The 23,247-nt window shown below is 66.9% G+C and carries 27 protein-coding genes and 1 pseudogene; 14 read left to right on the forward strand and 14 right to left on the reverse strand.

Features of this window, described 5'->3' with window-relative positions; translation table 11 throughout:
• Position 1: 1 nt before the first annotated feature.
• Complete coding sequence (glp, locus tag LGY53_RS05560; RefSeq protein ID WP_167478001.1) at positions 2-1,258, reverse strand: gephyrin-like molybdotransferase Glp; 1,257 nt, start codon at positions 1,256-1,258, stop codon at positions 2-4.
• 102 nt (positions 1,259-1,360) lie between these two features.
• Positions 1,361-2,332 (reverse strand): UTP--glucose-1-phosphate uridylyltransferase, encoded by a 972-nt coding sequence (locus LGY53_RS05565; protein WP_225725525.1) that lies wholly within the window; start codon positions 2,330-2,332, stop codon positions 1,361-1,363.
• An 85-nt stretch (positions 2,333-2,417) separates the two neighbouring features.
• On the opposite strand from LGY53_RS05565, the gene LGY53_RS05570 reads away from it, so the two are divergent.
• The 4 genes from LGY53_RS05570 (at position 2,418) to mscL (ending at position 4,680) form a co-directional block, all read left to right on the forward strand.
• Entirely contained in the window at positions 2,418-3,023 is a 606-nt protein-coding gene (locus LGY53_RS05570; RefSeq protein ID WP_225725694.1) for a 5-formyltetrahydrofolate cyclo-ligase, read from the forward strand.
• Between the two features lie 70 nt (positions 3,024-3,093).
• Complete coding sequence (locus LGY53_RS05575) at positions 3,094-3,399, forward strand: FmdB family zinc ribbon protein (protein ID WP_225725526.1); 306 nt, start codon at positions 3,094-3,096, stop codon at positions 3,397-3,399.
• Between the two features lie 87 nt (positions 3,400-3,486).
• Positions 3,487-4,146 carry an SAF domain-containing protein gene (locus tag LGY53_RS05580; protein WP_225725527.1) on the forward strand — a complete coding sequence of 220 codons (660 nt, stop codon included), beginning with the start codon at positions 3,487-3,489 and terminating at the stop codon, positions 4,144-4,146.
• A 126-nt stretch (positions 4,147-4,272) separates the two neighbouring features.
• Positions 4,273-4,680 carry a large conductance mechanosensitive channel protein MscL gene (gene mscL / locus LGY53_RS05585; RefSeq protein WP_225725528.1) on the forward strand — a complete coding sequence of 136 codons (408 nt, stop codon included), beginning with the start codon at positions 4,273-4,275 and terminating at the stop codon, positions 4,678-4,680.
• 83 nt (positions 4,681-4,763) lie between these two features.
• On the opposite strand, the gene LGY53_RS05590 is transcribed toward mscL, so the two are convergent.
• The 8 genes and pseudogenes from LGY53_RS05590 to LGY53_RS05630 form a co-directional block, all read right to left on the reverse strand.
• On the reverse strand, positions 4,764-5,435 hold the full coding sequence (locus LGY53_RS05590; RefSeq protein WP_225725529.1) for an MspA family porin: 672 nt from the start codon (positions 5,433-5,435) through the stop codon (positions 4,764-4,766).
• Between the two features lie 66 nt (positions 5,436-5,501).
• A pseudogene (locus tag LGY53_RS05595) lies at positions 5,502-6,175 on the reverse strand (MspA family porin).
• A gap of 384 nt (positions 6,176-6,559) precedes the next feature.
• Positions 6,560-7,231: an MspA family porin gene (locus LGY53_RS05600; RefSeq protein ID WP_225725530.1), complete on the reverse strand. Its 672-nt coding sequence runs from the start codon at positions 7,229-7,231 to the stop codon at positions 6,560-6,562.
• A gap of 59 nt (positions 7,232-7,290) precedes the next feature.
• Complete coding sequence (locus LGY53_RS05605; RefSeq protein WP_225725531.1) at positions 7,291-7,965, reverse strand: MspA family porin; 675 nt, start codon at positions 7,963-7,965, stop codon at positions 7,291-7,293.
• 704 nt (positions 7,966-8,669) lie between these two features.
• Positions 8,670-9,164: a molybdenum cofactor biosynthesis protein B gene (locus LGY53_RS05615; protein WP_225725695.1), complete on the reverse strand. Its 495-nt coding sequence runs from the start codon at positions 9,162-9,164 to the stop codon at positions 8,670-8,672.
• Positions 9,165-9,265: 101 nt separating this feature from the next.
• Positions 9,266-10,861, reverse strand: a complete 1,596-nt coding sequence (locus LGY53_RS05620) for a S1C family serine protease (RefSeq protein WP_225725532.1) — start codon at positions 10,859-10,861, stop codon at positions 9,266-9,268.
• A gap of 152 nt (positions 10,862-11,013) precedes the next feature.
• Positions 11,014-12,480 (reverse strand): HAMP domain-containing sensor histidine kinase, encoded by a 1,467-nt coding sequence (locus LGY53_RS05625; RefSeq protein ID WP_225725533.1) that lies wholly within the window; start codon positions 12,478-12,480, stop codon positions 11,014-11,016.
• A gap of 10 nt (positions 12,481-12,490) precedes the next feature.
• A complete protein-coding gene (locus LGY53_RS05630) occupies positions 12,491-13,177 on the reverse strand; it encodes a response regulator transcription factor (RefSeq protein ID WP_225725534.1) in 687 nt (228 codons plus the stop codon).
• Between the two features lie 359 nt (positions 13,178-13,536).
• Here LGY53_RS05630 and LGY53_RS05635 point away from each other — a divergent pair, with 359 nt between their 5' ends.
• From LGY53_RS05635 to LGY53_RS05655, 5 genes are read left to right on the forward strand one after another with little or no spacing between them, the layout of a single operon-like run.
• A complete protein-coding gene (locus LGY53_RS05635) occupies positions 13,537-16,383 on the forward strand; it encodes an ATP-binding protein (protein WP_225725535.1) in 2,847 nt (948 codons plus the stop codon).
• Positions 16,380-16,784: a roadblock/LC7 domain-containing protein gene (locus LGY53_RS05640; protein WP_167478013.1), complete on the forward strand. Its 405-nt coding sequence runs from the start codon at positions 16,380-16,382 to the stop codon at positions 16,782-16,784. Before LGY53_RS05635 ends, LGY53_RS05640 begins: the two co-directional genes overlap by 4 nt.
• Positions 16,785-16,791: 7 nt before the next feature.
• The gene (locus LGY53_RS05645) at positions 16,792-17,166 is read left to right on the forward strand and encodes a DUF742 domain-containing protein (RefSeq protein ID WP_167478014.1); all 375 of its coding nucleotides are present in this window, start codon (positions 16,792-16,794) and stop codon (positions 17,164-17,166) included.
• Positions 17,156-17,788 (forward strand): ATP/GTP-binding protein, encoded by a 633-nt coding sequence (locus LGY53_RS05650; RefSeq protein WP_225725536.1) that lies wholly within the window; start codon positions 17,156-17,158, stop codon positions 17,786-17,788. Before LGY53_RS05645 ends, LGY53_RS05650 begins: the two co-directional genes overlap by 11 nt.
• A complete protein-coding gene (locus LGY53_RS05655; protein ID WP_225725537.1) occupies positions 17,781-18,563 on the forward strand; it encodes an MHYT domain-containing protein in 783 nt (260 codons plus the stop codon). The genes LGY53_RS05650 and LGY53_RS05655 overlap by 8 nt, the downstream gene beginning before the upstream one ends.
• Positions 18,564-18,612: 49 nt before the next feature.
• On the opposite strand, the gene LGY53_RS05660 is transcribed toward LGY53_RS05655, so the two are convergent.
• On the reverse strand, positions 18,613-19,419 hold the full coding sequence (locus tag LGY53_RS05660) for a VOC family protein (protein ID WP_225725538.1): 807 nt from the start codon (positions 19,417-19,419) through the stop codon (positions 18,613-18,615).
• A 163-nt stretch (positions 19,420-19,582) separates the two neighbouring features.
• Between LGY53_RS05660 and LGY53_RS05665 the strand changes: the two genes are divergently transcribed.
• A complete protein-coding gene (locus LGY53_RS05665; protein ID WP_225725539.1) occupies positions 19,583-19,930 on the forward strand; it encodes a hypothetical protein in 348 nt (115 codons plus the stop codon).
• 355 nt (positions 19,931-20,285) lie between these two features.
• Here the strand turns inward: LGY53_RS05665 and rpmF are convergent, their stop codons facing one another.
• Genes rpmF through mrf form a run of 3 tightly spaced genes read right to left on the reverse strand, consistent with a single transcriptional unit; the run spans position 20,286 to position 22,043 of the window.
• The gene (rpmF, locus tag LGY53_RS05670; RefSeq protein WP_167478018.1) at positions 20,286-20,459 is read right to left on the reverse strand and encodes a 50S ribosomal protein L32; all 174 of its coding nucleotides are present in this window, start codon (positions 20,457-20,459) and stop codon (positions 20,286-20,288) included.
• A gap of 1 nt (position 20,460) precedes the next feature.
• Positions 20,461-20,727 carry a type B 50S ribosomal protein L31 gene (locus LGY53_RS05675; RefSeq protein WP_225725540.1) on the reverse strand — a complete coding sequence of 89 codons (267 nt, stop codon included), beginning with the start codon at positions 20,725-20,727 and terminating at the stop codon, positions 20,461-20,463.
• Positions 20,724-22,043, reverse strand: coding sequence for a ribosome hibernation factor-recruiting GTPase MRF (mrf, locus tag LGY53_RS05680; RefSeq protein ID WP_225725696.1), 1,320 nt, complete (start codon positions 22,041-22,043; stop codon positions 20,724-20,726). Before mrf ends, LGY53_RS05675 begins: the two co-directional genes overlap by 4 nt.
• A 123-nt stretch (positions 22,044-22,166) precedes the next feature.
• On the opposite strand from mrf, the gene rpmB reads away from it, so the two are divergent.
• Genes rpmB through rpsR form a run of 4 tightly spaced genes read left to right on the forward strand, consistent with a single transcriptional unit; the run spans position 22,167 to position 23,184 of the window.
• Positions 22,167-22,403 (forward strand): 50S ribosomal protein L28, encoded by a 237-nt coding sequence (gene rpmB / locus LGY53_RS05685; protein ID WP_225725541.1) that lies wholly within the window; start codon positions 22,167-22,169, stop codon positions 22,401-22,403.
• Between the two features lie 15 nt (positions 22,404-22,418).
• Positions 22,419-22,589 carry a 50S ribosomal protein L33 gene (gene rpmG, locus LGY53_RS05690; protein ID WP_167478021.1) on the forward strand — a complete coding sequence of 57 codons (171 nt, stop codon included), beginning with the start codon at positions 22,419-22,421 and terminating at the stop codon, positions 22,587-22,589.
• Positions 22,590-22,895: a 30S ribosomal protein S14 gene (gene rpsN, locus LGY53_RS05695; RefSeq protein WP_225725542.1), complete on the forward strand. Its 306-nt coding sequence runs from the start codon at positions 22,590-22,592 to the stop codon at positions 22,893-22,895.
• Positions 22,896-22,929: 34 nt separating this feature from the next.
• Positions 22,930-23,184 (forward strand): 30S ribosomal protein S18, encoded by a 255-nt coding sequence (rpsR, locus tag LGY53_RS05700; protein WP_040695439.1) that lies wholly within the window; start codon positions 22,930-22,932, stop codon positions 23,182-23,184.
• Positions 23,185-23,247 lie beyond the last annotated feature (63 nt).

A 23,247-nucleotide genomic window follows, 5' to 3' on the forward strand; every position in this document is an offset into this window, starting at 1 on the left:
CTCAGCCGCGCTGTGCGAGGAAGGCGACCCGCACCTCGTCACCGGTGCGGATCTCGGTTTCGTCCGGGTCGATGACGATCAGGCTGTTCGCCTCGGCCAGTGTGGCGAGCAGATGGGAGGAGCCCGTGCCGCCGCCGAGCGGCTGCACCAGGTATTCGCCGGTGGCCTCGTCGCGCATCAACTGCGCACGCAGATAGCCCTTGCGGCCCGCCATGGAGGTGATGGGGGTGATGGTCCTGGCGTGGATGATTCGACGCATCGGATGTCTGCGCCCCAACGCGATCCGGATCAGTGGCCGCACCATGACCTCGAAAACTACCAGCGCGCCAACGGGATTCGACGGCAACAGGAATGTCGGCACCTCATCGCGGCCGAGCCGCCCGAATCCCTGCACCGAACCGGGATGCATGGCGACCCTGGCGATTTCGAGTTCGCCGAGCCCGTCCAGCGCCTCACGCACCTGGTCGGAGGCCCAACCGCCGACCGCGCCCGCGATGACGACGACCTCCGAGCGCACCAACTGCCCCTCGATCACATCGCGCAGCCTGCGCGGATCGGCGCTGACGATGCCGACCCGGTTCACATCCGCGCCGGCATCGCGGGCCGCGGCCGCCAGCGCATAGGAATTCACGTCGTAGACCTGACCCGGCCCCGGCGTGCGATCGATATCGATCAGCTCACCGCCCACCGAGATCACCGACAGCCGCGGCCGCGGATGCACGAGCACCTTGTCCTGCCCGACGGCGGCGAGCAGACCCACCTGGGCCGCGCCGATGATGGTGCCCGCGCGCACCGCGACATCGCCGGGCTGCACGTCATCGCCGATGCGGCGCACGTAATCGCCGGAGCGCACCGCCTCGTACACCTTGATCCTGGCCCGGCCGCCGTCGGTGAAGTCAAGGGGCAGAACGGCATCCGCGAGCGTGGGCAGCGGGGCGCCGGTATCGACCCGAACGGTCTGGCGCGGCTGCAACCGGATCGGCTGCCGGGAACCCGCGCTCACCTCGCCGACCACGGGCAGTGTCAGGTCGACGAGTTCACCGTCCTCGTTGCGGATTTCGGTACCCGCCGCGGATACGTCGACGCTGCGCACCGCGTAACCGTCGATCGCGGCCTGATCGAATCCGGGCAGCGGGCGCTCGGTGACCACGTCCTCGGCGCACAGCAGACCCTGCGCTTCGGAGATCGCGACCCGGACCGGCCGGGGCGCGACCGCCGCCGCGGTCACCTTGATCTGCTGATCCTCAACCGAGCGCATCGAACCCTTCCCTGACTCCTGTCCGCACGCCCTGCGGGTGCCTGACGGTGAACCTTCATTCGTACCCGACGGTCCACCGTCGGCGAAAGCCGATGCGTGGCGTCAGTCGGTCGCCGTCAGCTGCGGATCCCAGTCCGGACCGAGCCGATGCTGCAGCCACTCCCGCAGAGCGGGGCCGTATTCCTCTCGTTCCAGAGCGAAATCGACCGCAGCACGAAGATAACCGCCCGGGTTGCCCAAATCATGGCGCGACCCACGGTGCACCACCACATGCACCGGATGCCCCTCCGCGATGAGCAGCGCGATGGCGTCGGTGAGCTGCAGTTCGCCACCCGCGCCCGGCTCGATGCGGCGCAGCGCGTCGAAGATGGCGCGGTCCAACAGGTATCGGCCGGCGGCGGCGAAGGTGGACGGCGCCTCGGCCAGCGCGGGCTTCTCCACCATTCCGTTGACCCGCAACACATTCGGGTTCACCGCATCCGGCACCGGCGCGACGTCGAAGACGCCGTACGCGCTGACCTGATCCTTGGGCACGTCGATCGCGCACAGCACCGATCCGCCGCGCTTGCGCCGCACCCGGCTCATCACGTCCAGTACGCCGCACGGCAGCACCAGGTCGTCGGGTAGCAGCACCGCGATGGCGTCCTCGTCGGGATCGAGCACCGGCTCGACCTGCGCGACCGCGTGTCCGAGCCCGAGCGGCTCCTCCTGCACCACCGACGCGACGTCGAGCAGCGCGGGCGCCTTGCGCACCTTTTCCAGCAGCTGGAATTTGCCGCGCTCGGCGAGCGTGCCCTCCAGCACCAGATCCTCGACGAAGTGCGCGACGACGCCGTCCTTACCGGGTGAGGTGACGATCACCAGCCGCTGCGCGCCGGAATCGGCGGCCTCGGAGGCGACCAGTTCGATACCGGGTGTGTCGACCACCGGTAGCAGTTCCTTGGGCACCGTCTTGGTGGCGGGCAGGAACCGGGTCCCGAGCCCGGCCGCGGGTACGACGGCCGTGCGGAAGCACGACCCACCGGCGGGTTTCGCGGTTTGCTCGACGTTCACGTCATCGGCCCCTGCTGTCATGTGCGTACCCTATCCATCCATTTCACCGTTGGGTTCAGCGTCGCCGACGCGGTTTCCCGGTGAGCTTAAGGTGATCTCCGTGGAGATGCCCGGTGACGCCGACAAACATGCATGGCGGATCGAAATCAAGGCTCGACGGCTGGCGATTACGCCGGAGGAACACGCCGCCGAGGCCATGGGCCTGGTTGCCGCCATGCGCGCGCTGCACCCGCGCGGTTGGGTGTGCGCCTATGTTCCGGTGGGCGACGAACCCGGTTCGACGGCGATGCTCGACGCGCTGCGCGCCGCGCACGCGCGGGTGTTGCTACCGATCACCGGCGCGCCCGGTCCCCTGCTCTGGTCGGAGTACGAGGGCCGTAACAGCCTGCGCCGGGCCAAGTTCGGGCTGTTGGAGCCGACCGGCGCGACGCTGCCCGCCAGCGCGGTCGGCTGGGCCGAACTCATCCTGGTGCCCGCGCTCGCCGTCGACCGGCGCGGGGTGCGGCTCGGCCGTGGCGCCGGTTACTACGACCGGACGCTCGCCGCGGCCCGTCCGGACGCGCGCCTGGTCGCGGTGGTGCGTGATGACGAGGTCGTCGACGAGTTGCCGGAGGAACCGCACGACCTGCGGATGGGCTGGGCGCTCACCCCGCGCGGCGGTCTGCTGCGGCTCGGCGATGGTGATCAAGGGGACACGACGGCCGCGGAATGAAAATCCGATTGGCGGTGTTGGCACTGTCGGCTGTAGAGTGCTAGATCGACGACCCAGCGGAGGAACCGAAGTGCCTACTTACTCGTACGCGTGCACCCAGTGTGACAACCGCTTCGACATCGTTCAGTCGTTCTCCGATGAGGCGCTGAGCGTCTGCTCGGAGTGCTCCGGGAAGCTGCGCAAGCTGTTCAACTCGGTCGGCATCGTCTTCAAGGGCAGCGGGTTCTACCGCACCGACAGCCGGGGTGGTACCTCCACGGCCAGCGAACCGGCCAAATCCGAGTCGAACGGCGCCGCCAAGCCCGACTCCGGAAAATCCGATTCCAGCGCCTCCTCGGCCGCTTCCGCACCCGCGCCCGCGGCCGTGGCCAGCTGATTTCCGGGTTATCCACAGCCTTTTCGTTATCCACAGGTCCCGGTTCTCCCGGGCGATCCGATGGGTGGCCGGTCATACGATTCGGCCATGACTCGATCGTTCGCCGATCTCGGCCGCGGCCTGCCGCTGTGGCATCGGCCACCATGGGCGGATGCCCTGCTCGCCCGGCGCATCGCGGCCGCCGTGCTCGCACTGCTGGCGCTGCTGCTGTTCGTCCGCGGCGATCCGTCCGCCGAACGCACCGAGGCGGTTGTCGCCGCCCGCGATCTGGCGCCCGGCCGACTCATCGAACCCGGTGATCTCCGCATCTCGGCCTATCCGGCGAAATCACTGCCGGGCGGCGCGGTCCGCGACCGGCAACCGCTGATCGGTGCGACGCTCACCGGCGCGATGCGCACCGGTGAGATATTCACCGATCTGCGCACCGTCGGCCCGCGTCTAGCCGCCGCCGCGAGCGGTGCACGCGATGCCCGGATCGTACCGATTCGCTTGGCGGACAACGCCGTTGCCGAAATCCTGCGGGCGGGTGACCGGGTCGATGTCGTCGGCGCCGATGAGCAGTCCGGTTCGGGTGCCCGCCCGGCGCGCACCCTGGCCACCGATGCCGCGGTGGTACTCGTCGCGGCGGGCGATGCCCGCGGTCGCGGCTCGCCCGAACGGGTGGTGCTGGTCGCGTTGGACGCACCGCGCGCGACGGCGGTCGCGGCCGCCTCGCTGCACACCGCGTTGACGGTCGTCTTCCACTGATCTCGAGATAACAACAGCTAGCGACCGGCTAGCGTTCACCATCTATTTGCCCTGGTGGTCGTCTAGCATCACACCGAAATACGGCAAGCGGGACCGCCAGCTCCATCGACAGAGGAGATATCGGCAATGCTCAAGGGTTTCAAGGATTTCCTGTTTCGCGGCAACGTCGTCGACCTGGCGGTCGCGGTGGTCATCGGCACCGCGTTCGTCGCCATCGTCACCGCGTTCACCAACGGCATCATCAACCCGATACTGGCGGTCTTCGGCGGCACCGATTCGCTAGGGCTCGGCTTCCGGCTCGTCGCCGACAAACCGGCGACCTTCGTGCAGGTCGGCCCGATCATCACCGCGCTGATCAACTTCGTAATCATCGCGGCCGTACTGTATTTCGTGCTGGTGGCGCCCGCGATGCATGCGCGCAACCGCTTCGGTTCGAAAGAGGATGCGGCACTTACCGATTCGGAGGTGCTGATCCAGATCCGCGATCTGCTGGCCGAGGGGCCGGACAGCGCGGGCGGGCGGCACGAATCGTGAGCCGGGTGAAAAAGCAAACGGGCCCGGTGCTTTCGCACCGGACCCGCTTCACCTGTCCGATCGGTTAGTCCCCTCCGAGCGGATCAGCCGAGGCTGAAGGGCTGGCCCCACAGCGTGACCCAAGTGATGACGTTGTCGGTCTCGATCTCGGTGCTGACGAACGCACGCGCCTGCGCGTAACCGCCGCAACCGGTCAGGCCGATGGTCTCATCGCCCCACGTCACCGAGCCGTGGCCACCGGTGAACTTCGCCTTCTTCGAGTGCGATTCCTGGCCGTAGTCGTCCGGAACTTCGCGGTCGATGATGTAGAACGACTTCGCCTGGCCCGGGCCGAGGTTCAGCGTGCCGCCCGTGCCCACGCCGGCGTCGAGGCTCTTGCCGTCGTAGGTGCCCGACGCGTTCGCCGAACCGTTCATGTTGCCGCCACCGATGTTCACCTGGCAGCCAACGGTGTAGCCCGGGAAGATCTTGCCGCCCTTGGCGGTGGTGTCACCGGAGATGTCGACCGACGCGGTGCCCGAAACCCACGCGTTGCGGTGCACCGGGGTGGCGCCCAGCGACGGGTTGATGTTCGCGGATTCGCCGGTCAGACGGACGGTGACCACGGTGCCGTCCGACAGCGTCTTGACGATTTCGCCGCCCGGCAGCGGCACGAAGGTGTCGGCGTTGGCCGCACCGGTGGACAGGAGGCCGATGGCCACGGTGGCAGCGGCGCCGAAACCGGCTACCTTCGCCACAGTCTTACGGTTGATCATTTGGTATATCCCTCTGGGGTTTTCGAGTTCGATTCGGCGAGAAGGGTTTTCGATGGGTTGAACACGTCAGCCGATGCTGAACGGCATCCCGTAGAGGGTGGTCTTCGAGTAGTCGTTGCCGATGATTTCGACAACGGTGTACGAGCGCGCCTGGGCGTAGCCACCGCAACCCTGCACATCGACCTGGAAGTCCTGGTACTCGACCGAGTAGGACCGGCCTTCTGGATGTCCTTCGAGTCGATCTGAACGAAGGCGACCTGACCCGGGCCGAGGTTCAGACCGATACCGCCGCTGACACCGGCCTTGGTCAGGCTGGCGGTGGCGCCGATGTTCGCGGAGATCGCGTTCTCACCGATGGAGACCTGGCAGCCGATGATGTAGCCCGTGTTGAGCTGCGAGGTGCCGTGGGTCGACGAGTTGTTGGTGCCGGGGTTGTTCTTCGGACCGTTGTTCGGGCCGACCTTGCCCTCGGGGGTAGCGGTGACTTCGGCGACGGCGTTGCCGGAGAGCCAGGCCACGCGGCCCGCGCCATTGGCCGCCAGCGACGGCGAGATGATGGCGTGCTCGTTGTTGTGCGTGATGGTCACATTGGGGCCGAGCTTCTGTCCGTCCGGCAACGGCACAAAAGTATCGGCGTTCGCGGCACCGGTCGAAAAGAGGCCCATTGCGACGGTAGCGGCGGCGCCGACCCCCGCGATCTGGACACCGCGGCGCAGACCGGCGGTGCGGTTGTTGCTCATACTTCCCCTCATCAGGTTCTAGCGGTCGGCCGCGGTGGGTTCGCCGCGGCCGAGGTATTTCCCTTTCAGGCCGACCGACCTGTGCTGGAATCTACTGCCCAGCAAGGGATCTTGCCGACCGTCTCGCCGCACAACGATTGCACAACGATCTTGGGTCGCGCCCATCCTAAGCTCTTCTGAGGAAAATCTCAGGATTTCCGATCAACTTACACCGAAACCTCGGCAACACCGCTACCATCCCGTGCGATGGCGAGGTTCGGCCACTCACATGGCGAAACGGGTCCGTCGCCGATGCAACGGACCTGTTCCTTTGGTCTCCTATCGAGCCCATCCCGCCTGACCTGCGGCGATGCCGCCATGAATCCGGCAGGGACAGGGCCGGACTCAGCCGAGGCTGAACGGCTGACCCCAGAGCGTCACCCAGGTGACGACGGTGTCGGTCTCGATCTCGACGCTGACGAACGACCGCGCCTGCGCGTAACCGCCGCATCCGGTCAGACCGATGGTCTCATCGGCCCACGTCACCGAGCCGTGGCCACCGGTGAACTTCGCCTTCTTGGAATGGTGCTCCTGGCCGTAGTCGTCCGGGACTTCCCGGTCGATGATGTAGAACGATTTCGCCTGGCCAGGACCCAGGTTCAGCGTGCCACCCGTGCCGACACCGGCGTCGAGGCTCTTGCCGTCATAGGTGCCCGACGCATTCGCCGAACCGTTCATATTGCCGCCGCCGATATTCACCTGGCAGCCGACGGTGTAACCCGGGTAAATGCCGCCGCCGGGGGCGCTGGAGCCGCCGGAAATTTCGACCGACGCGGTACCCGAAACCCATGCATTGCGGTGCACCGGGGTGGCGCCCATCGACGGGTTGATATTCGCGGACTCGCCGGTCAGACGGACGGTGACCACCGTGCCATCCGACAGCGTCTTGACGATTTCGCCGCCCGGCAGCGGAACAAAAGTGTCGGCATTCGCCGCACCGGCGGAAAGCAGGCCGATGGTGATGGTGGCAGCCGCACCGAAACCGGCCGCCTTCGCCATATTCTTACGGTTGAACATTATTCGTTTACCCTTCGAGGGGTTGAAAATCGCCGCAGCGAGAAAATTTTCGATCCGGCTCAGCCGATGCTGAACGGCATGCCGTAGAGGCTGGTCTTCGAGTAGTCGTTACCGATGATTTCGACAACGGTGACGGCGCGTGCCTGCGCGTATCCGGCGCAACCCTGGATGTCGAGCTCGACGTCCTGGTACTCCACCGAATAGGTTCCGACCTTGGTGATGTCCTTGTTGTCGATGGCGACCCATTTCACCTCGCCGGGGCCGATATCCAGCCCGATTCCGCCGCTGACGCCCGCCTCGGTGAGGCTCGCGGTGGCGCCGAGGTTGGCCGAGATCGCGCTGTCGGAAATGGAAACCTGGCAGCCGATGATGTAGCCGGTGGTGAGTTCCGAGGTGCCGTGTGTCGACGAATTGTTGGTGCCCGGGGCATTCGTGGCACCGTTATTCGGACCCGCCGTGCCCTCGGGGGTATCGGTGACTTCGGCGACGGCGTTACCGGAAACCCAGACAACGCGTCCGGCGCCGTTCGCGGCCATCGACGGGGAAATAATGGCGTGTTCGCCATTTCGCGTAATAGTTACACCGGGACCCATCTTCTGGCCGTCCGGCAACGGCACGAAGGTGTCCGCATTCGCTGCACCGGTTGAAAGCAGCCCGATGGCCACGGCCGCGGCGCCGCCGACGCCCGCGACGCGCACACCGAGACGCAAACCGTTGGTGCGGTTCTCGCTCATACTTCCCCTCATCAGGTTTCTAACAGTCAGCCTCGACCATCGAGGCTGGACAATGGTCCGCTCAGGCCCAGCCCAGTTTGTCGCCCTGGTGTTGCCGGTTTGTAACCGGCCGTTATTTCGGCGCAACAAAGTCGGGAGGCGCACGGAACCGAGCCGGGTTCCGTTGAGTTGGCAACTACGTGCGCAACTCGGGCCTGCGGGGTCCAATAGTCGGTTAGCTCGTGACGGACATTAAACCGCCGGTAATTCGGCCGCAACGTAGTGTTCTGCGAACCTGTGTATGTGATTCACGTCACAGTAACCTGTATGCATCTATCGCGTGACGTGCATAAATAGGTAATCAGAACAGACCCATCGGTCTGATAAGGGGAACAAAACGACCTAAAAGGGCAGTTGCGGCATACGCGCCAGCTTCGTAAAAGTATCGCTAAATAAACGACGAAACCGTAAGGATAACGGGCATATCACAACGCTATAGGTCGTGAATTACGTAGCAGGACCGTAGAAAAATACAGCTCAACCGTGATGCGGCGGCACTTGGGAGCGCAACCAGTCATCGGACGAACCGGCGGTATCCGGTTCGGGACCGCGCTCATCGCTCGTCGTATCCGGGAGGGTGTCGCCGAAGATCCGCGCCAGACGCGCGGCATCCCTCGCCCGGCGCTGCGCCGGACGAGGGTCGTCGGAATTCGGTGCCGGGGAGATTATTCGGCCAATCCGGACAGCTCGCCGATCACTCGGCTGGCCAGCGGCCCGAGGGTTGCCATGCCGTCGCGAACCGCGGAACGGGTGCCGGGCAGGTTTACCACGAGTGTGCTGCCGGATACGCCCGCCAGACCGCGGGACAGGCCGGCGTCGAGCGAACCCGCCAACCGGCCGGAGGAACGCAGCGCCTCGCTGATCCCGGGCAGTTCCCGGTCCAGCACCTGCGCGGTCGCCTCCGGGGGGACATCGCGGGGCGACATGCCGGTGCCGCCGACCGAGATCACCAGGTCGACGCCGCCGATCACCGCGGTGTTCAGCGCATTGCGGATCTCCACCTCGTCGGCCTGAACGGACACCGACGCGTCCACCAGGAAGCCCGCCTCCGTGAGCAGCTCGGTCACCAGCGGACCTAGCGAATCCTCTCCCCCATGCGCCGTTCGATCATCGACGACCACCACCAGTGCACGCCCCGCCACAGGAGCATCGATTTCCATGGTGCTCACCGTAGCGCCTAGGCCGGCGAGGTCGATCGCCGCGCCGAGATGCGCGGCGGAGTCCGTGGTCAGGGTTCCCTTACCGCCAGGTAGCAGCCGCATCATCGGCCACCGTCCGCGGGTGCACCGGCGAGGGTCACCTCGACGGTCTTCGGATTGTTGCCTTGATCGTCGGTGTAGGTGATCTTCACCTTGTCTCCCGGTGCGTGCGAACGGATCGCGGCGACGAGTGCGTCGCCGGAGTCGATGTTGCGGTTGTCCACCTTGGTCACCACGACGCCCGCCGGAATTCCGGCCTTGGCGGCCGGGCCGTCCGGCGTCGCCTCCAGCACCCGCGCGCCGTTGACGGGGTCCTGCGCCTGGATCTTGATGCCGATCTGGGCGTAGGTGGCGTGACCGGTCTTGCTCAACTCGTCGGCGACCCGGCGAGCCTGATCGACCGGAATGGCGAAGCCGAGGCCGATGGAACCGCTCTGCTGCTGCCCCAGACCGGGCATCTCACTCGCGCCGAGGGTCGCGATGGCGGTGTTGATGCCGACGAGTTTGCCGCTGCCGTCGACGAGCGCACCGCCCGAGTTGCCCGGGTTGATCGCGGCGTCGGTCTGGATGGCGTCGATTACCGGGTTCACCGCCGCCTGGCTCTGCGGCGCGCCCTCGCCCTGGGTGGAAACCGGGCGGTTCAGCGCCGAGACGATTCCGGTGGTGACGGTGCCGGACAGGCCGAGCGGCGCGCCGATCGCCACGACCGGCTGGCCGACCTGCAGATTCGCCGAGGTGCCCAGTTCGATCGGGGTCAGGCCGTTCTTACCGGAAACCCGGATCACCGCGAGATCCGAAACCGGATCGGCGCCGACCAGGGTGGCCGGTGCGGTGCTGTTGTCCGAGAACACGACCTGCATCTTGGCGTTCGGACCGGCGCCGCCCGCCACGTGATTATTGGTCAGGATCAGGCCGTCCGAGGAGAGCACGACACCGGAGCCCTCGCCCTCGGCCCGGGAACCGGCGACCTTGATGGTCACCACGCTCGGCAGCACTTTCTGGGCCACCGCCTGCACCGATCCCGGCGGGGCCGATGACGCGTTGCTGATATTGGGCTTCGGTGCGTCGAGGGCATTCGTGACGGTGGAGGTGCCGTTGTTGTGTGCGACGAGCGCGCCGACGGCGCCACCGGCACCGCCGCTGAGCACCGCGAGCACCACGGCGCCCGCGATCAGCGAGCCGCGCAGGGTGCGGCGGGGCTGCGGCGGCTGCGCGCCGAAGGCCGCGCCGGGCACCTGGCCGGGCGGCGGGGCAGGTTGTTCGAAGGACATCGCGGCATACTCCGGGCCGGGGAACGGCTGGGTCGGATTGGGCCCAGGCGGATAGTTCGCGAATACCCCGCTCTGGGTCGAGTATTCGGGCTGCGGACCGTACTGGCCCGTCCCACCGAATTGTGGCTCGCCGGAACCGAATTGGGGTTGTCCACCCGGCTGCGCCGGATCCGGCCGCCGCCACGCGGAATCGGGCTGCTGCGCCGAACTCGGCCGAACCTGCGACTCGGCCGGACCGTATGGCGGCGCCGCCGGACCGGACTGCGACGCCTGATCGAACCGCGGCTCCGCCGAACTGTTCGCGGCGGGCAGCTGCTCGGTCGGCTGATGATCCGGCGCGGTGTTCGCCGCCGACTCGTCCTGCCGGTCCTTCGACTCCTCGGTCATGGGCTCCTCGTTTCTCCTCACGTCTGCACCAAGCATGGTGACGACGACTGAGAGCGGACTGAGACCGCGCTTTCATTTCTCCGAGATGTACCTGCGGACACCCCGCTCACCAGGAAATACGATACGTAAGCCGGACATATGCGCCGCGCCGCTCACCCCACCGCCGGTGTGTCCGGGTTTCCCGGCTCGCCGGGCAGGACGATGCGGACCAGGGTGCCACCGCGACCGGAGGTGTCGATCGCGATGGTGCCGCCGTGTCTGGTGATGACCTGTTTGACGATCGCGAGGCCGAGACCGGAACCGGGCATCGAGCGAGACGCGGTGGTTCGGTAGAAGCGCTCGAAGACGAGTTCGCGCTCGGCGGGCGGGATGCCGGGGCCGCCGTCGTCGACGGTGAATTCGAGCAGGCCCGGGGCGCACTCCCGCATCGCGACCACGACCGAGGCGCCCGCCGGACTCCATTTCGCCGCGTTGTCCAGGACGTTGAGCGCCGCGCGTTCCAGCCCGGCCTCCTGCCCGAAGACGAACCACGGGCGCAGGTCTGCGACGAATTCGATGCCGGTGCGCCGCCGCCTGGCCCGCTCGAGCGCGCGTTCGACGACCTCGCCGAAATCGACTCGCTCGTAGATGGCCTCGGGTGCGTCCTCCCGCGCAAGATCGACCAAATCGCCGACCAGCGTGGACAATTCCTCGATCTGGGCCATGACGTCGGTGCGCAGGCCCGCCATATCCTCCTCCGGAATCGGCGGCGCGCCCGGCCTACTCGACGCGATGAGCAGTTCCATATTGGTGCGCAACGAGGTGAGCGGCGTACGCAATTCGTGACCGGCGTCGGCGACGAGTCTGCGCTGCCGCTCCCGGGATTCGGCGAGCGTGCGCAGCATGGTGTTGAAACTCTCTGTAAGCCTTGCCAATTCGTCGTCGCCGGAGACCGGGATCGGTGTCAGGTCGTCGGTGCGGGCGATGCGTTCGGTGGCGGCGGTGAGGCGCGCGACGGGCCGCAATCCGGTGCGGCCCACCGCGGTTCCGGCCGCGGCGGCCAGCACAACGCCGCAACCGCCGACCACGAACAGCAGCCAGGCGAGCCGGTCCAGTACTTCCCGCGTCGGTTCGAGTCGCTGCGAAATCACAAGGGTGGAACCGGAATTCGTGCGCCGGGCGAGCACTCGTTGATTGCTCACGGTGCGCAGTGACAGGCCCAGTTCCCCGCGCGCCACCGCGATCTCCGGCGCACCGACCGGCGGATTGGTCGGCTGCGGCGGAACGTAGGACCGCAGGTCGGGGAAGATCAGCGCGACACCGATATCGTTCGAATACAGGCTGGCCACCAGGATCGACTGGAAGCCGAGCCGTTCGATGTCGTGGTCGATCATCGTCGCCGCCCGCGCCTTCAACTGCGAATCCACATCGCTGTACAGCGAGCTGCGCACCATGGTGTACGCGGTGATCGAGGTGACCGCCACCGCGATGGCGACGACCGACGCGGCCAGCAGCGTCACCCGCCAGCGCAGCGAAACCGATTGGGTCAGCGGTGTCGGCGGACGCATTTCCGGCGGGTCCGGGGGTCGCGGCTGACCGAGGCCGGCGACAACGGCCCGCCGTGGGATGGTTCTCGACATGCCGCGCGGCCTACGGCGGGGTTTCGCGAAGTACATATCCGACGCCGCGCACCGTGTGGATGAGCCGCGATTCGCCCTCGGCCTCGGTTTTGCGGCGCAGATATCCGATATAGACCTCCAGCGCGTTACCGGATGTCGGGAAGTCGTACCCCCACACCTCTTCCAGGATGCGGCTGCGGGTGAGTACCCGGCGCGGATTGGCCATCAGCATTTCCAGTAGCGAGAACTCGGTACGGGTCAAACTGATCGAGCGTTCGCCCCGCGACACCTCACGCGTCACCGGATCCAGCGACAGATCCGCGAACTTCATCGCCTCCGAGGCATCTCCGGCATCACCCGCCGTGCGCCGCAGCAGTGCCCGCAAACGCGCGAGCAATTCCTCCAACGCGAATGGCTTCGGTAAATAATCGTCGGCGCCCGCATCCAGTCCGGCGACGCGTTCGGAGACCGAATCCCGCGCCGTCAAAACCAGAATCGGCAAGTCGTCACCGGTACTGCGCAGCCGCCTGCACACCTCCAGCCCATCGAGCCGGGGCATCATCACATCGAGTACGAGCGCGTCCGGTCGCTGCGCCGTCGCCTTCTCCAGGGCGTCGACCCCGTCCACCGCTAGATCGACGGAGTAGCCGTTGAAGGTCAGCGACCGGCGCAGCGATTCTCGGACGGCGCGATCGTCGTCGACTACCAGAATGCGCATGCGACCAGTCTGACCGCCGCGACTGAGAGGCGACTGAGAGGTCCGCTACGACACGCCGGGCGCGAATCGCCCATACCACACCAAGAACCTAGTCGTGTGACCAGGAGATATTGTCCGGCCGTCGCGGACGACGGATCGGCCGTTTGTGATCACCCCGGCAATTGAACGCGAAACTTGTTCTGCCCAGCCATATTCGAGCAATTGCGATGGCGCGCGCCCAGATTGCCGACGAACACTCTGCGCGGTATGTTCCGTCCGGTAAAAAGAAGACCTCTAGTCGGTTCTGCGCGTTGAATCCAAACATGAACAGCGGCACGCGGACTGGGGGGTCACCGGCGAAGCGGAGGCGACTGAAGCGGATGGAAGCTGCACCGCGGCCCTGGCAACTGAGCCTGTACAACTGGTCGGTCACCCGCAAGGTTGGCATCGTCCTGGTCCTGCCCGTGCTGCTGGCCACGGTCTTCGCGGTGCTGCGGATCAACACCGAACTGCGCACCATGAGCCAACTCGACGCGGCCACCGAGCAATCGAGCATCATCCGTCCGATCGTCAAGTTCAATACCGCGGCCGAACAACTCGCGGTCGTCACCACCGCCTCGTGGGGCAACGCGGCCGATCCGCAAACCGATACGGCCCTCGGCAAATTCGATCAGTCGGTAGCCGACCTGCAAACGGCGATGCACAATACCCGGCTGCTGTCGAAGACGACCGAGGAATTGTCGGCGGCCATCGCGACCGCGACCGCGATGCGCAACAACCTGCGCACCGGTTCGGTGGCGGCGCTCGGCCAGCAGGCCGACGAAATCGCCGGGCACACCGGCAACGCCATCGCGTACGCGCCGAATATCGACGACATCAACGTGCAGCGCTACTTCCTGCAGTTGGGCGCGATCCAGACGGCGCGGCGCAGCATGACCCAGGTGCGGTTGCTGATCACCGCACCGGGGGCGGGCAACAACCCGAGCGTGCGGCCGCGGGTACTCACCACCACCGGCGCGGAGATGACCATCATCGGCACCTACGCGATGATCAAGCCGGAGAACGCGGTCTTCGCGCAGCCGCTGATGGAGGCCGTGCAGGCCCGGCTCGGCATCTTCAGCCAGAACGTCGGCGACCCGACCAGCAATCCGACCGTACTCGAATCGCTGCAGACCAGCTCCGACACCTACGACAAGACCTCGGCCCAGCTGGCGGACCAGATCGATAAATCGCTGGCCAACGCCACCTCGACCTCACAGAACGACGCGCTGCGCGAGGCCGCGCTCGTCATCGGCATGCTGCTGGCCGGTCTGGCGCTCGCCCTCGCGGTGGCGCGCACCCTGGTGGTGCCGGTGCGCAGGCTGCGCCGCGACGCGCTGGAGGTCGCGCACACCAAACTGCCCGAGGAGCTGTCCGTGGTGCGCGCGGGCGGCACCACGCCGAAGATCGAGCCGGTCGCCGTGCGCGGCACGGACGAGATCGGCCAGCTGGCCCGCGCCGTCGACGAAATGCACGAGCAGGCCCTCAATCTCGCCGCCGAGCAGGCCCGGCTGCGGCTGCAGATCGGGAATATGTTCGAAACCCTCTCGCGCCGCAGCCAATCGCTGGTCGAACAGCAGCTGGCGCTGATCGAGGACCTGGAACACGACGAGGACGACACCGAACGGCTGCAGAGCCTGTTCCGCCTCGACCACCTGGCCACCCGGATGCGCCGCAACGGTGACAACCTGCTGGTGCTCGCCGGTACCGCGCTGCGCCGCGGCCAACTGCACCCGGTGCCGCTCTCGGATATGTTGTGGAGCGCGGTATCCCAGGTCGAGGACTATCAGCGGGTCGAGATCGGCGCGGTGCCCGACGGCGTCGTCGCGGGAGAACCCGCGGTCGATATCGAACATCTGCTCGCCGAGCTGATCGATAACGCGCTGCGCTATTCGCCGCCGACCACCCCCGTCGCGGTGACGGTCGCGCGCGCGGTGGACGGCGGCTACCTCATCGAGGTCACCGATCGCGGCCTCGGCATGGCGGAGGACGATCTGCGCACCACCAACGACCGGCTCGCCTCCGGTGGTGAGGTCACCATCGAAACCGCCCGCCGCATGGGCCTTTTCGTGGTCGGCAGGCTCGCGAAGCGGCACAACATAACGGTCGGCCTGCGCCGCACCTCGACGATGAGCCAGCAGCCGGGCATCACCGCGAGCGTGCACCTGCCCGGCACGCTGGTGGCGCCGCCGCTCGACGACACCGATCCGACCGGAATCGTGCCGCCGCTGTCCGTCGAATCCGCAAGGCCCGCACCGCCGCAACTGTCCGCCGCCGCGGCGCAGCAGCCGCGCACCCTGGTTCCGGTGCCGAACCTGCCGCAGTCGGGTCAGCGCGACAGCGGCGCGCAGCAGCGCGAAGCCGGCCTCTTCGGGCTGACGAGTTCCGGTCTGCCACAACGCAAACCGGCCATCCGGGTAGCGGAAACGCCGGATCAGCCCGCGATTTCGACGCCGGCCGGTTCCGGTCAGTTCCCGACCGGACCGTTCGGCCCGCCGACGCAGTTCACCGAGCCGGGCAGCGGTTCGCAGCCGATACCCCTTGTTCCCCAATCGCTCAGCGGCCCGCAGAGCCTGTTCGACGATGCCGATCCGGCGCCGACCGATATGTGGGCCGAGATCAAGGACGACGACGAGGTGCCGACCGGCCGCGTCTACCGCGAGCCGCCGACCGCGTACCGGCCCGAACGCTCCGGGCCGATCGAATTGCCGACCATCTCGGAAAACCGGGCGCCCGACCCGGATTCGCCGCGGCGCGGCCCGGATCCGCAGCGGCGCAGGCTCGATCCGGCCGAGGACACGGCAGCGCCCGCGCAGGAACCCTCGGCGACATCCACCCGGCTGCAGCCGGTGGCCGGATCCTCGCCGACCCCGATCTACCAGCGCATGGTCTCGGAGTGGCTGGTCGAACCCGCGGCGACGCAGGCGCCCGCGGACGGGTGGACCTCGCCCGCCGACGCCGGATGGTTGGCCGCCGAGGACGCCAGCCACCCGACCGCCACCGGCAGAACGGCCGGCGGCCTGCCGATCCGGAAGCCGGGCGCGCAACTGGTCCCTGGCGGCGTCACGCAGGTGGATGAGCAGGGCATCCGCGATCCGGAGGAGATCCGGAGCAACCTGACGAGACATCTCAGTGGGGTCCGCAGCGGGCGGGCCAATGCGCAGTACAACGACGGAGGGCTTGCATGACCAACGCGAACAGCACGGATGAGAACCTGAACTGGCTGGTCGCCCGCTTCACCCGCGACGTACCGGGGGTTTCCCACGCCGTTCTGGTTTCGGCGGACGGCCTGCTGCAGGCCACCAGCCCGCACCTGCCGAGCGATCGGGCCGAACAACTTTCGGCGGTGACCGCCGGTCTGGCGAGTCTCGCGGCGGGCGCGGCCTCGCTGTTCGACGGCGGCAAGGTGATGCAGTCCATCGTCGAAATGCAGCGCGGCTATCTGCTCGTCATGAGCGTCGGCAATGGTTCGCACCTGGCCGTGCTGGCCAACAAGTCGCACGATATCGGCCGCATCGGTTACGAGATGGCGCTGCTTGTCGATCGAGTGGGCTCCGTGGTCACCGCCACGGCCCGCACCGCCGTCTGAGCGTGAGATGGTCAGCCAACACGGTTCCGGACCACATCGACCAACAACTCGCGTCCGGCCGTACGCCCTCACCTCGGGGCGTACCGAACCTGCGGTCGACCTACCGCTGGAAGCGGTCATCGAAACCGTCAATTACAGCGCTTACATGGAGTGGCCGATCGGCGATATCCGTACCGAGATCCTGCGATTGGGCGTCCACCGGCTGTCCGTCGCCGAAATCGCGGCACACCTGGATCGTCCGCTCGGCATGGTTCGGGTGATGATCGGTGATCTCGTGGTCGACGGCGCGCTACGCGTGCATTCGACCTTGACCGACCAAGCGAGCTTTGACGAGCGTCGTTCTTTGATGGAGAGGACATTGCGTGGACTCCGTGCCTTATAGGAAGATCGGGCCCACCGGGACAGCCGGGCAAGAAGACGCGGAGCAGCGGGTCGCGTCGACCAAGATCGTCGTCGCCGGCGGTTTCGGCGTCGGGAAAACGACCTTCGTCGGCGCGGTTTCGGAGATCGTGCCGCTGCGCACCGAGGCGATGGTCACCAGGTATTCGGACGGGGTCGACGATCTGGCGGATACGCCGGAGAAGGAAACCACCACGGTCGCCATGGATTTCGGCCGGATCATCCTGCCGGGAAATCTGACGCTGTACCTGTTCGGCACGCCGGGTCAGCGCCGGTTCTGGTTCATGTGGGACGACCTGATTCGCGGCGCCATCGGCGCGGTGGTCTTGGTGGACACCAGGCGGCTGGAGGACAGTTTCGCGGCCGTCGACTTCTTCGAGGCGCGCAAGCTGCCGTTCCTGATCGCGGTCAACCGCTTTCCGGACGCGCCGCGTTTCCCGCTCGCCGAACTGCGCGAGGCGCTTTCGATCCGTGAGGGGGTGCCGATCGTCGATATCGATGCGCGCAACGCGATGGAGGTGCGCCAGTCGCTCGCCGCGGTAACCGAATACGCGATAGCGCAGCTGAAGGCGCTCGAGCTGGAAGGGATCGCCAGGCATGCCTGACGGTTCGATCCGAATGCTCGCCGAAAGCGCGTCGTTCGAACGGTTTTCGATGGGTTACTGGCTGGCCGCGCTGTCGTTCATCGTCTCGGTGGTCGGCACCGTTGTCGGCCTGGCCTGCGTGCTGAACGGGGCGCGCTCGGCCCGGTTCCGGATCGTCTGGGTGGTCTCGGCCGCGGTATCCCTTGGCGGCGTCGGTGTTTGGCTGACGATGGCGGTGGCGCTGCTCGGATTGAAGGTGCCCAACGGTGCGATCCGTTACGACGCCGGAAAATTGATCACCGCGATGGTGGTCGCGGTGGTGGCGGTGCTGGTGGGCCTGGCGTTGATCGGGCGCACTCGCAGAACACCGTGGCTGATCGCGGGCGGTTTGGTGATGGGTCTCGGCACCGGAGCGACCATCTACCTCGGGGTGAGTTCGGTGCGGGTGCAGGGTTCGGTGAATATCGCGCTGTGGCTGATCGGGATCTCGGTGGCTGTCGCGGTGATCACCGCGCTCGCCACGCTGTGGTCGTTCCAGACCTATCGCAATCACTTCGCGCGCGGCGCAACGACTTTGCTGTTCGGCATCGGGGTGGCCGCCAGCTACTACGTCGCGATCGCGGCGATGGATCTACACGTCGATCGGACCGTGCCCGCGCCGACCGGGATGGCGCTGTTCGATTTCGTCTTCCCGATGTTCGTTGTCGGTTCGCTGGGGCTGGCGGTGCCGATCTCGGCGGTGCTGATCGCGCCCGGCCGCGATTCGGGCTGGGGCGCGACCGCGACCGCCAACTGATTCGCCGGATCCGGCGAACGTCCGCGGACGTTCGCCGGATGATGGTGCGTCAGTTCGGATTCGGCAGTTCGCCCACCCGTTTGCTCGGGTCGATGATGCCGAACACCTCACCCTGCGGCGCGGCGATCAGCGCGGTGCGACCGACCGGCGAGTCGGCGGCCGCCTGCAGCACCGAACCACCAAGTCCCAGCGCCTTTTTCGCGCCGGCATCCACATCGTCGTACTGGAACCAGGTGAGCCAGTAGGACGATGCGGCCTTGGCCACCGCCGAATCGTCGCTGATGCCGCCGACCACCTCGGTGCGTCCGGGCGGGGTGAACGCGACGTATGCGGTGTCGCCGAAGTCGTATTCGGTATACCGGTAACCGAATACGTCGTGGTAGAAGACCTTGGACCGGTCGTACTCGCGGGTATGCAGCTCGTTCCAGGCGTAGCCGCCGTGCTCGTTGTGCAGTGCGGCGCCGTTGTGCGCCCTGGCCTGCCACACCGCGAAGATCGCGCCGCCGGGATCCTCACCGACGAACATCCTGCCGAACTCCATCACGTCGAAGGTTTCCAGCACCAGTTTGCCGCCCGCCCGCCGTACCGCCGCGGCGCTGGCGTCGGCGTCGTCCACCGCGATATAGGTGGTCCACCCCGACGGCATCCCGGCCAGTGCGGACGGCTTCGGCCCGATTCCGGCCGCCGCCGCACCATCTTTCGACGCCATTAGGTAACCGCCCGCGTCAGGACCGCCGTCCTGCAGCACCCAATCGAACAGTTCGCCGTAGAACCGGCCGGCCTTGACCGGGTCGTTCACCTGGCAATCGATCCAGCACGGCGTCCCCTGCGGCCAGGCCGCATTGTGTACGGGCATAGGTCATCTCCGTTTCGAATTGAGTATTTCGTCACGCGAGCCACCCACTAGTGAACCAGTCCGGCCGGTGAGATTTGCGCGGTTCGGCGATGCCGATGTGCCGGGGTGATGGCCCACTTACAGTGGGCGACATGCGTTTCGGTATTTCGAGGAGGGACCGGACTTGACTCCGGAGCAGGACGCCGTTTTGCGCGATATCCAGGCCCAGCTGGCCTCGGCACGGCACGGCATCGATCAATTGGCGGCCGAATCCACCGCGCTACGCGGACAGATCGACGAATTACGCAAGGAAATAGGCGATTTGGAGACCACGGCGGCCGAACTCGCCGATCGGCTGCGGCAGCTGCGCGGCGGGCGGCTACCGTGGCCGCTCTCGCTGCTGGAGGAACCGGCCGCGCTGGTGGCGTCCAGATTGACGGCGCTACTGTCCGACTTGCCCGGTTTGCCGGGGCCGCAACGGCTTGCGACGGTCGAGAACGAGTCGATACCGCACGACAAAGCGGATGCGTAGCGCGCCAGGCGAATTGGGGTGGCCGAGGGGCCGGACTTTTGGCGATGAGCGGGTTCTCGCCGGGAACCGGGAGAACCCGCCCTCGACGACGAGAGTACCGGCGTCCTGTTGCGTTCGCATCACTTCAAGGGGACTTTTACACCTGTCAAAAACCAACTCTCAGTAGGTATTTCACATTTTAGCAATCAGTCCGCAATCATGCGACGAGCAAGGAACCACGTAGTAGCTGGCGTACCGGTAACTTACCGGTTGCCAGAAACAGTGATCGTCATCAACCCGAATTCATCCGATCATCAGATCGTCACGTTCGGCCCAGCATCGCGCGCGTTCAGCGCCCATGACGAGCCGAATCGACTCAGAGCCGCGCCGGATCGATCAAACCGCGCCTGATCGCGGCGACGAGCCTGCGCGGCACCCGATGCACGACGCCGCCGACGGTGATCGGCACCAGATCCACCGGCGCCGCCTTCCACTGCGCGCGCCTGCTGCGCGTATTCGACCGCGACATCCTGCGCTTCGGTACCGCCATGTCAGCCCTCCTGCCCGCGGCGGATTCGCCTGCCGTACTTGCGTTCGAACTTCTCCACCCGGCCCTGCGTGTCGAGCACGCGGTGCGCGCCGGTCCAGAACGGATGCGAGTCGGCCGTCACATCGACCACCAGCAGCGGATACGTATTGCCGTCCGGCCACTGCACGGTCCGCGCACTGGTGGCGGTGGAACGGGTCAGAAACTGCTTTCCGGTACTGGAATCCTCGAAGACCACCGGGTGGTAGTCGGGATGGATACCTGCTTTCATTTCGCCTCTCCTCTCGGGCTTTGCTGTGCGGCAACGTCTTCCGCGGTCGATTCGCAGGGATCGGTGTGCCATGCGCCGAAGGGGTCATCCCATCGCGCCACCAGTTCGGGCGCGCGGCGCACCAGGTCCAGTTCGTCGTCCTCGACCAGCGCCCAGTGCAACGCCTGCCGGATATCGGCCGGATCGGCGTCGTGCACCAGGATCACCAGCGAGCTGTCTCGGTCGCCGAAGTCGTCGTCCCAGCGCAGGGCCGCGAGCGCGCGCCGTTCCGGATCCTCTTGCGCCAGTTCGTCTTCCGACATCGCGGCCAGCCAGCGTCCGGCCCCGCCGACCCGCAGCCCGCCGCCCGCGGACTCCAACCACACCACCTCGTCGGGTTGGGTGGCCAGCCAGATGCGGCCGCGCGCGGAAACCACACCGTCGAACAGCACGTCCAGCGCCTCGTGCAGCCGCGCCGGATGGAACGGGCGGCGTGCCGCGAATTCCATGAGCTGCACCCCGAAATCGCCGGTGAGCGGCGGCTGCCCGCGCAGCAGCGGCGCGTGCGCGTCGAAGATCCTGCCACGCCGGGCGTGTGCGGGAATGCGGGCGAGCAAAGCCGCCACCTGTCCCGCGGTGAGCCGGTCGGGCTCGTCCACCCAGGCCACCGGCGCGTCGGGCGCGAGCCGGGTGAGCACCGCGGCCAGCCTGCCGCGATCCACCGGATCGCCCGCCGGTCCGAAAGCGATTACGGCATCGGCGAATTCGACCTGACCGACGGCGAGCTGGGCGACCGTGCGTTCGTCGTCGGCATGCGCGAGCCCGCGTTCGGCGAGGGTGTCCTCGCCGGTGGCGTCGGCCAGCCAGTTGTCGGCGTCCAGGCAGGTGAGCACGGCCTCGACGCGGACGTCGCGCGCGGCTGGCCCGTCCACCCTGCCGACGACGCCGCTCACGACGACGTGCTCGATGGCGTGACAGATCGCCTCCGCCTCGAAGGCCGGATCCAGTTCCAGCACAATGCGATTCACCGAGTCGCGGGCGGCGAGCCGACATAGCAGCGGCAACAGGTCCAGTCGCAGCGTGCAGGAGACGCAGCCGTGCGCCAGCTCCAGCACGGTCGCGGTCTCCCGCGCGGCATCGCGGACGGTGCGGTGCACGATGCCCTCGCGCAGGCGGCTCAGGTCGTGCCGGACGACGACGGTGCCGGGCGGATGGTCCGCGGCGGGCGGCCGGGCGCCGCACAGCGCCGAAGCCGTGCGTTCCGCACCGATCGCCGCGCGCCCGGCGAAGCCCGCGACCAGCACCAGCGGAGTTCTGCGGTCGGCCACGGGCGAGATGGGATCAGGCGCAACCACCGATACCCCTTTCGACAATGGTTTTCATTTGCTCGCCGATCACGGTACAGTGCCGAGCGACCATTGTCGAAAATGATTATCATCTGCCGGAAGGAGGCTGCCGTCATGTCGACCCACTGCCAGGTCACCGGGCGCAAGCCGGGCTTCGGCAAGTCCGTTTCGCATTCGCACAAGCGGACCAGCCGCCGCTGGAACCCGAATATCCAGCGCAAGACCTACTACCTGCCGAGCGAGGACCGCCGCATCACGCTGCACGTCTCCGCGAAAGGCATCAAGACCATCGACCGGGACGGGATCGAGGCCGTGGTGGCCCGCCTGCGCGCCCGCGGCGAAAAGATCTGAGAGAGGACGCTTTTCATGGCATCCAAAGCGACCGAACTGCGTCCGATCATCAAGCTGAAATCGACCGCGGGCACCGGATACACCTACGTCACCCGCAAGAACCGGCGCAACGATCCCGACCGGATGGTGCTGCGCAAATACGATCCGGTGGTGCGCAAGCACGTCGATTTCCGCGAGGAGCGCTGAATGGCCAAGAAATCCAAGATCATTCAGAATCAGCGGCGCCGGGAGATCGTCGCCCGCTACGCTGCGCGCCGGGCCGAGCTGAAGGAACTGATCCGCCGGCCGAGCACCCCGGAGGACCAGCGTGCGGCGGCCGAGCGGGAACTGCGCAGGCAGCCGCGCGATGCCAGTCCGGTACGATTGCGCAATCGGGACGCCGCGGACGGACGACCGCGCGGTCATCTGCGGAAGTTCGGACTCTCCCGTGTACGTGTGCGCGAGATGGCCCACCGGGGAGAATTGCCCGGCGTGCACAAATCGAGCTGGTAGACAACCAACGATCTCGTGAGAAGGAACCCGTCATATGGCAGTCAAGCGAGCACCGTCGAAGAAGGTTCGCGCTGAACAGGCCCGCCGCCCGAAGAAGAATCCGCTCATCGCCGCGGGCGTGGAGACGGTCGACTACAAGGACGTGAACCTGCTTCGCACGTTCATCTCCGATCGCGGCAAGATCCGCAGCCGCCGGGTCACCGGACTCACCCCGCAGCAGCAGCGGCAGGTCGCCGTCGCGGTGAAGAACGCCCGCGAGATGGCGCTGCTGCCGTTCACCAGCCGCTGAGCCGGACGAAAAAGGCCCCCGATGTGCGAGACATCGGGGGCCTTGCTCGTTGGGTGCCGAAAC

This window comes from Nocardia sp. JCM 34519.1, assembly GCF_020361265.1.
Classification (GTDB): domain Bacteria; phylum Actinomycetota; class Actinomycetes; order Mycobacteriales; family Mycobacteriaceae; genus Nocardia; species Nocardia arthritidis_A.

Coding starts and splice junctions, on each gene's coding strand:
- glp (WP_167478001.1), bottom strand. CDS start 1,258: ATGCGCTCGGTTGAGGATCAGCAGATCAAGGTGACCGCGGCGGCGGTC.
- LGY53_RS05565 (WP_225725525.1), bottom strand. CDS start 2,332: ATGACAGCAGGGGCCGATGACGTGAACGTCGAGCAAACCGCGAAACCC.
- LGY53_RS05570 (WP_225725694.1), top strand. CDS start 2,418: ATGCCCGGTGACGCCGACAAACATGCATGGCGGATCGAAATCAAGGCT.
- LGY53_RS05580 (WP_225725527.1), top strand. CDS start 3,487: ATGACTCGATCGTTCGCCGATCTCGGCCGCGGCCTGCCGCTGTGGCAT.
- mscL (WP_225725528.1), top strand. CDS start 4,273: ATGCTCAAGGGTTTCAAGGATTTCCTGTTTCGCGGCAACGTCGTCGAC.
- LGY53_RS05590 (WP_225725529.1), bottom strand. CDS start 5,435: ATGATCAACCGTAAGACTGTGGCGAAGGTAGCCGGTTTCGGCGCCGCT.
- LGY53_RS05600 (WP_225725530.1), bottom strand. CDS start 7,231: ATGTTCAACCGTAAGAATATGGCGAAGGCGGCCGGTTTCGGTGCGGCT.
- LGY53_RS05605 (WP_225725531.1), bottom strand. CDS start 7,965: ATGAGCGAGAACCGCACCAACGGTTTGCGTCTCGGTGTGCGCGTCGCG.
- LGY53_RS05615 (WP_225725695.1), bottom strand. CDS start 9,164: ATGGAAATCGATGCTCCTGTGGCGGGGCGTGCACTGGTGGTGGTCGTC.
- LGY53_RS05620 (WP_225725532.1), bottom strand. CDS start 10,861: ATGACCGAGGAGTCGAAGGACCGGCAGGACGAGTCGGCGGCGAACACC.
- LGY53_RS05625 (WP_225725533.1), bottom strand. CDS start 12,480: ATGTCGAGAACCATCCCACGGCGGGCCGTTGTCGCCGGCCTCGGTCAG.
- LGY53_RS05630 (WP_225725534.1), bottom strand. CDS start 13,177: ATGCGCATTCTGGTAGTCGACGACGATCGCGCCGTCCGAGAATCGCTG.
- LGY53_RS05635 (WP_225725535.1), top strand. CDS start 13,537: ATGGAAGCTGCACCGCGGCCCTGGCAACTGAGCCTGTACAACTGGTCG.
- LGY53_RS05640 (WP_167478013.1), top strand. CDS start 16,380: ATGACCAACGCGAACAGCACGGATGAGAACCTGAACTGGCTGGTCGCC.
- LGY53_RS05645 (WP_167478014.1), top strand. CDS start 16,792: ATGGTCAGCCAACACGGTTCCGGACCACATCGACCAACAACTCGCGTC.
- LGY53_RS05655 (WP_225725537.1), top strand. CDS start 17,781: ATGCCTGACGGTTCGATCCGAATGCTCGCCGAAAGCGCGTCGTTCGAA.
- LGY53_RS05660 (WP_225725538.1), bottom strand. CDS start 19,419: ATGCCCGTACACAATGCGGCCTGGCCGCAGGGGACGCCGTGCTGGATC.
- rpmF (WP_167478018.1), bottom strand. CDS start 20,459: ATGGCGGTACCGAAGCGCAGGATGTCGCGGTCGAATACGCGCAGCAGG.
- LGY53_RS05675 (WP_225725540.1), bottom strand. CDS start 20,727: ATGAAAGCAGGTATCCATCCCGACTACCACCCGGTGGTCTTCGAGGAT.
- rpmB (WP_225725541.1), top strand. CDS start 22,167: ATGTCGACCCACTGCCAGGTCACCGGGCGCAAGCCGGGCTTCGGCAAG.
- rpmG (WP_167478021.1), top strand. CDS start 22,419: ATGGCATCCAAAGCGACCGAACTGCGTCCGATCATCAAGCTGAAATCG.
- rpsN (WP_225725542.1), top strand. CDS start 22,590: ATGGCCAAGAAATCCAAGATCATTCAGAATCAGCGGCGCCGGGAGATC.
- rpsR (WP_040695439.1), top strand. CDS start 22,930: ATGGCAGTCAAGCGAGCACCGTCGAAGAAGGTTCGCGCTGAACAGGCC.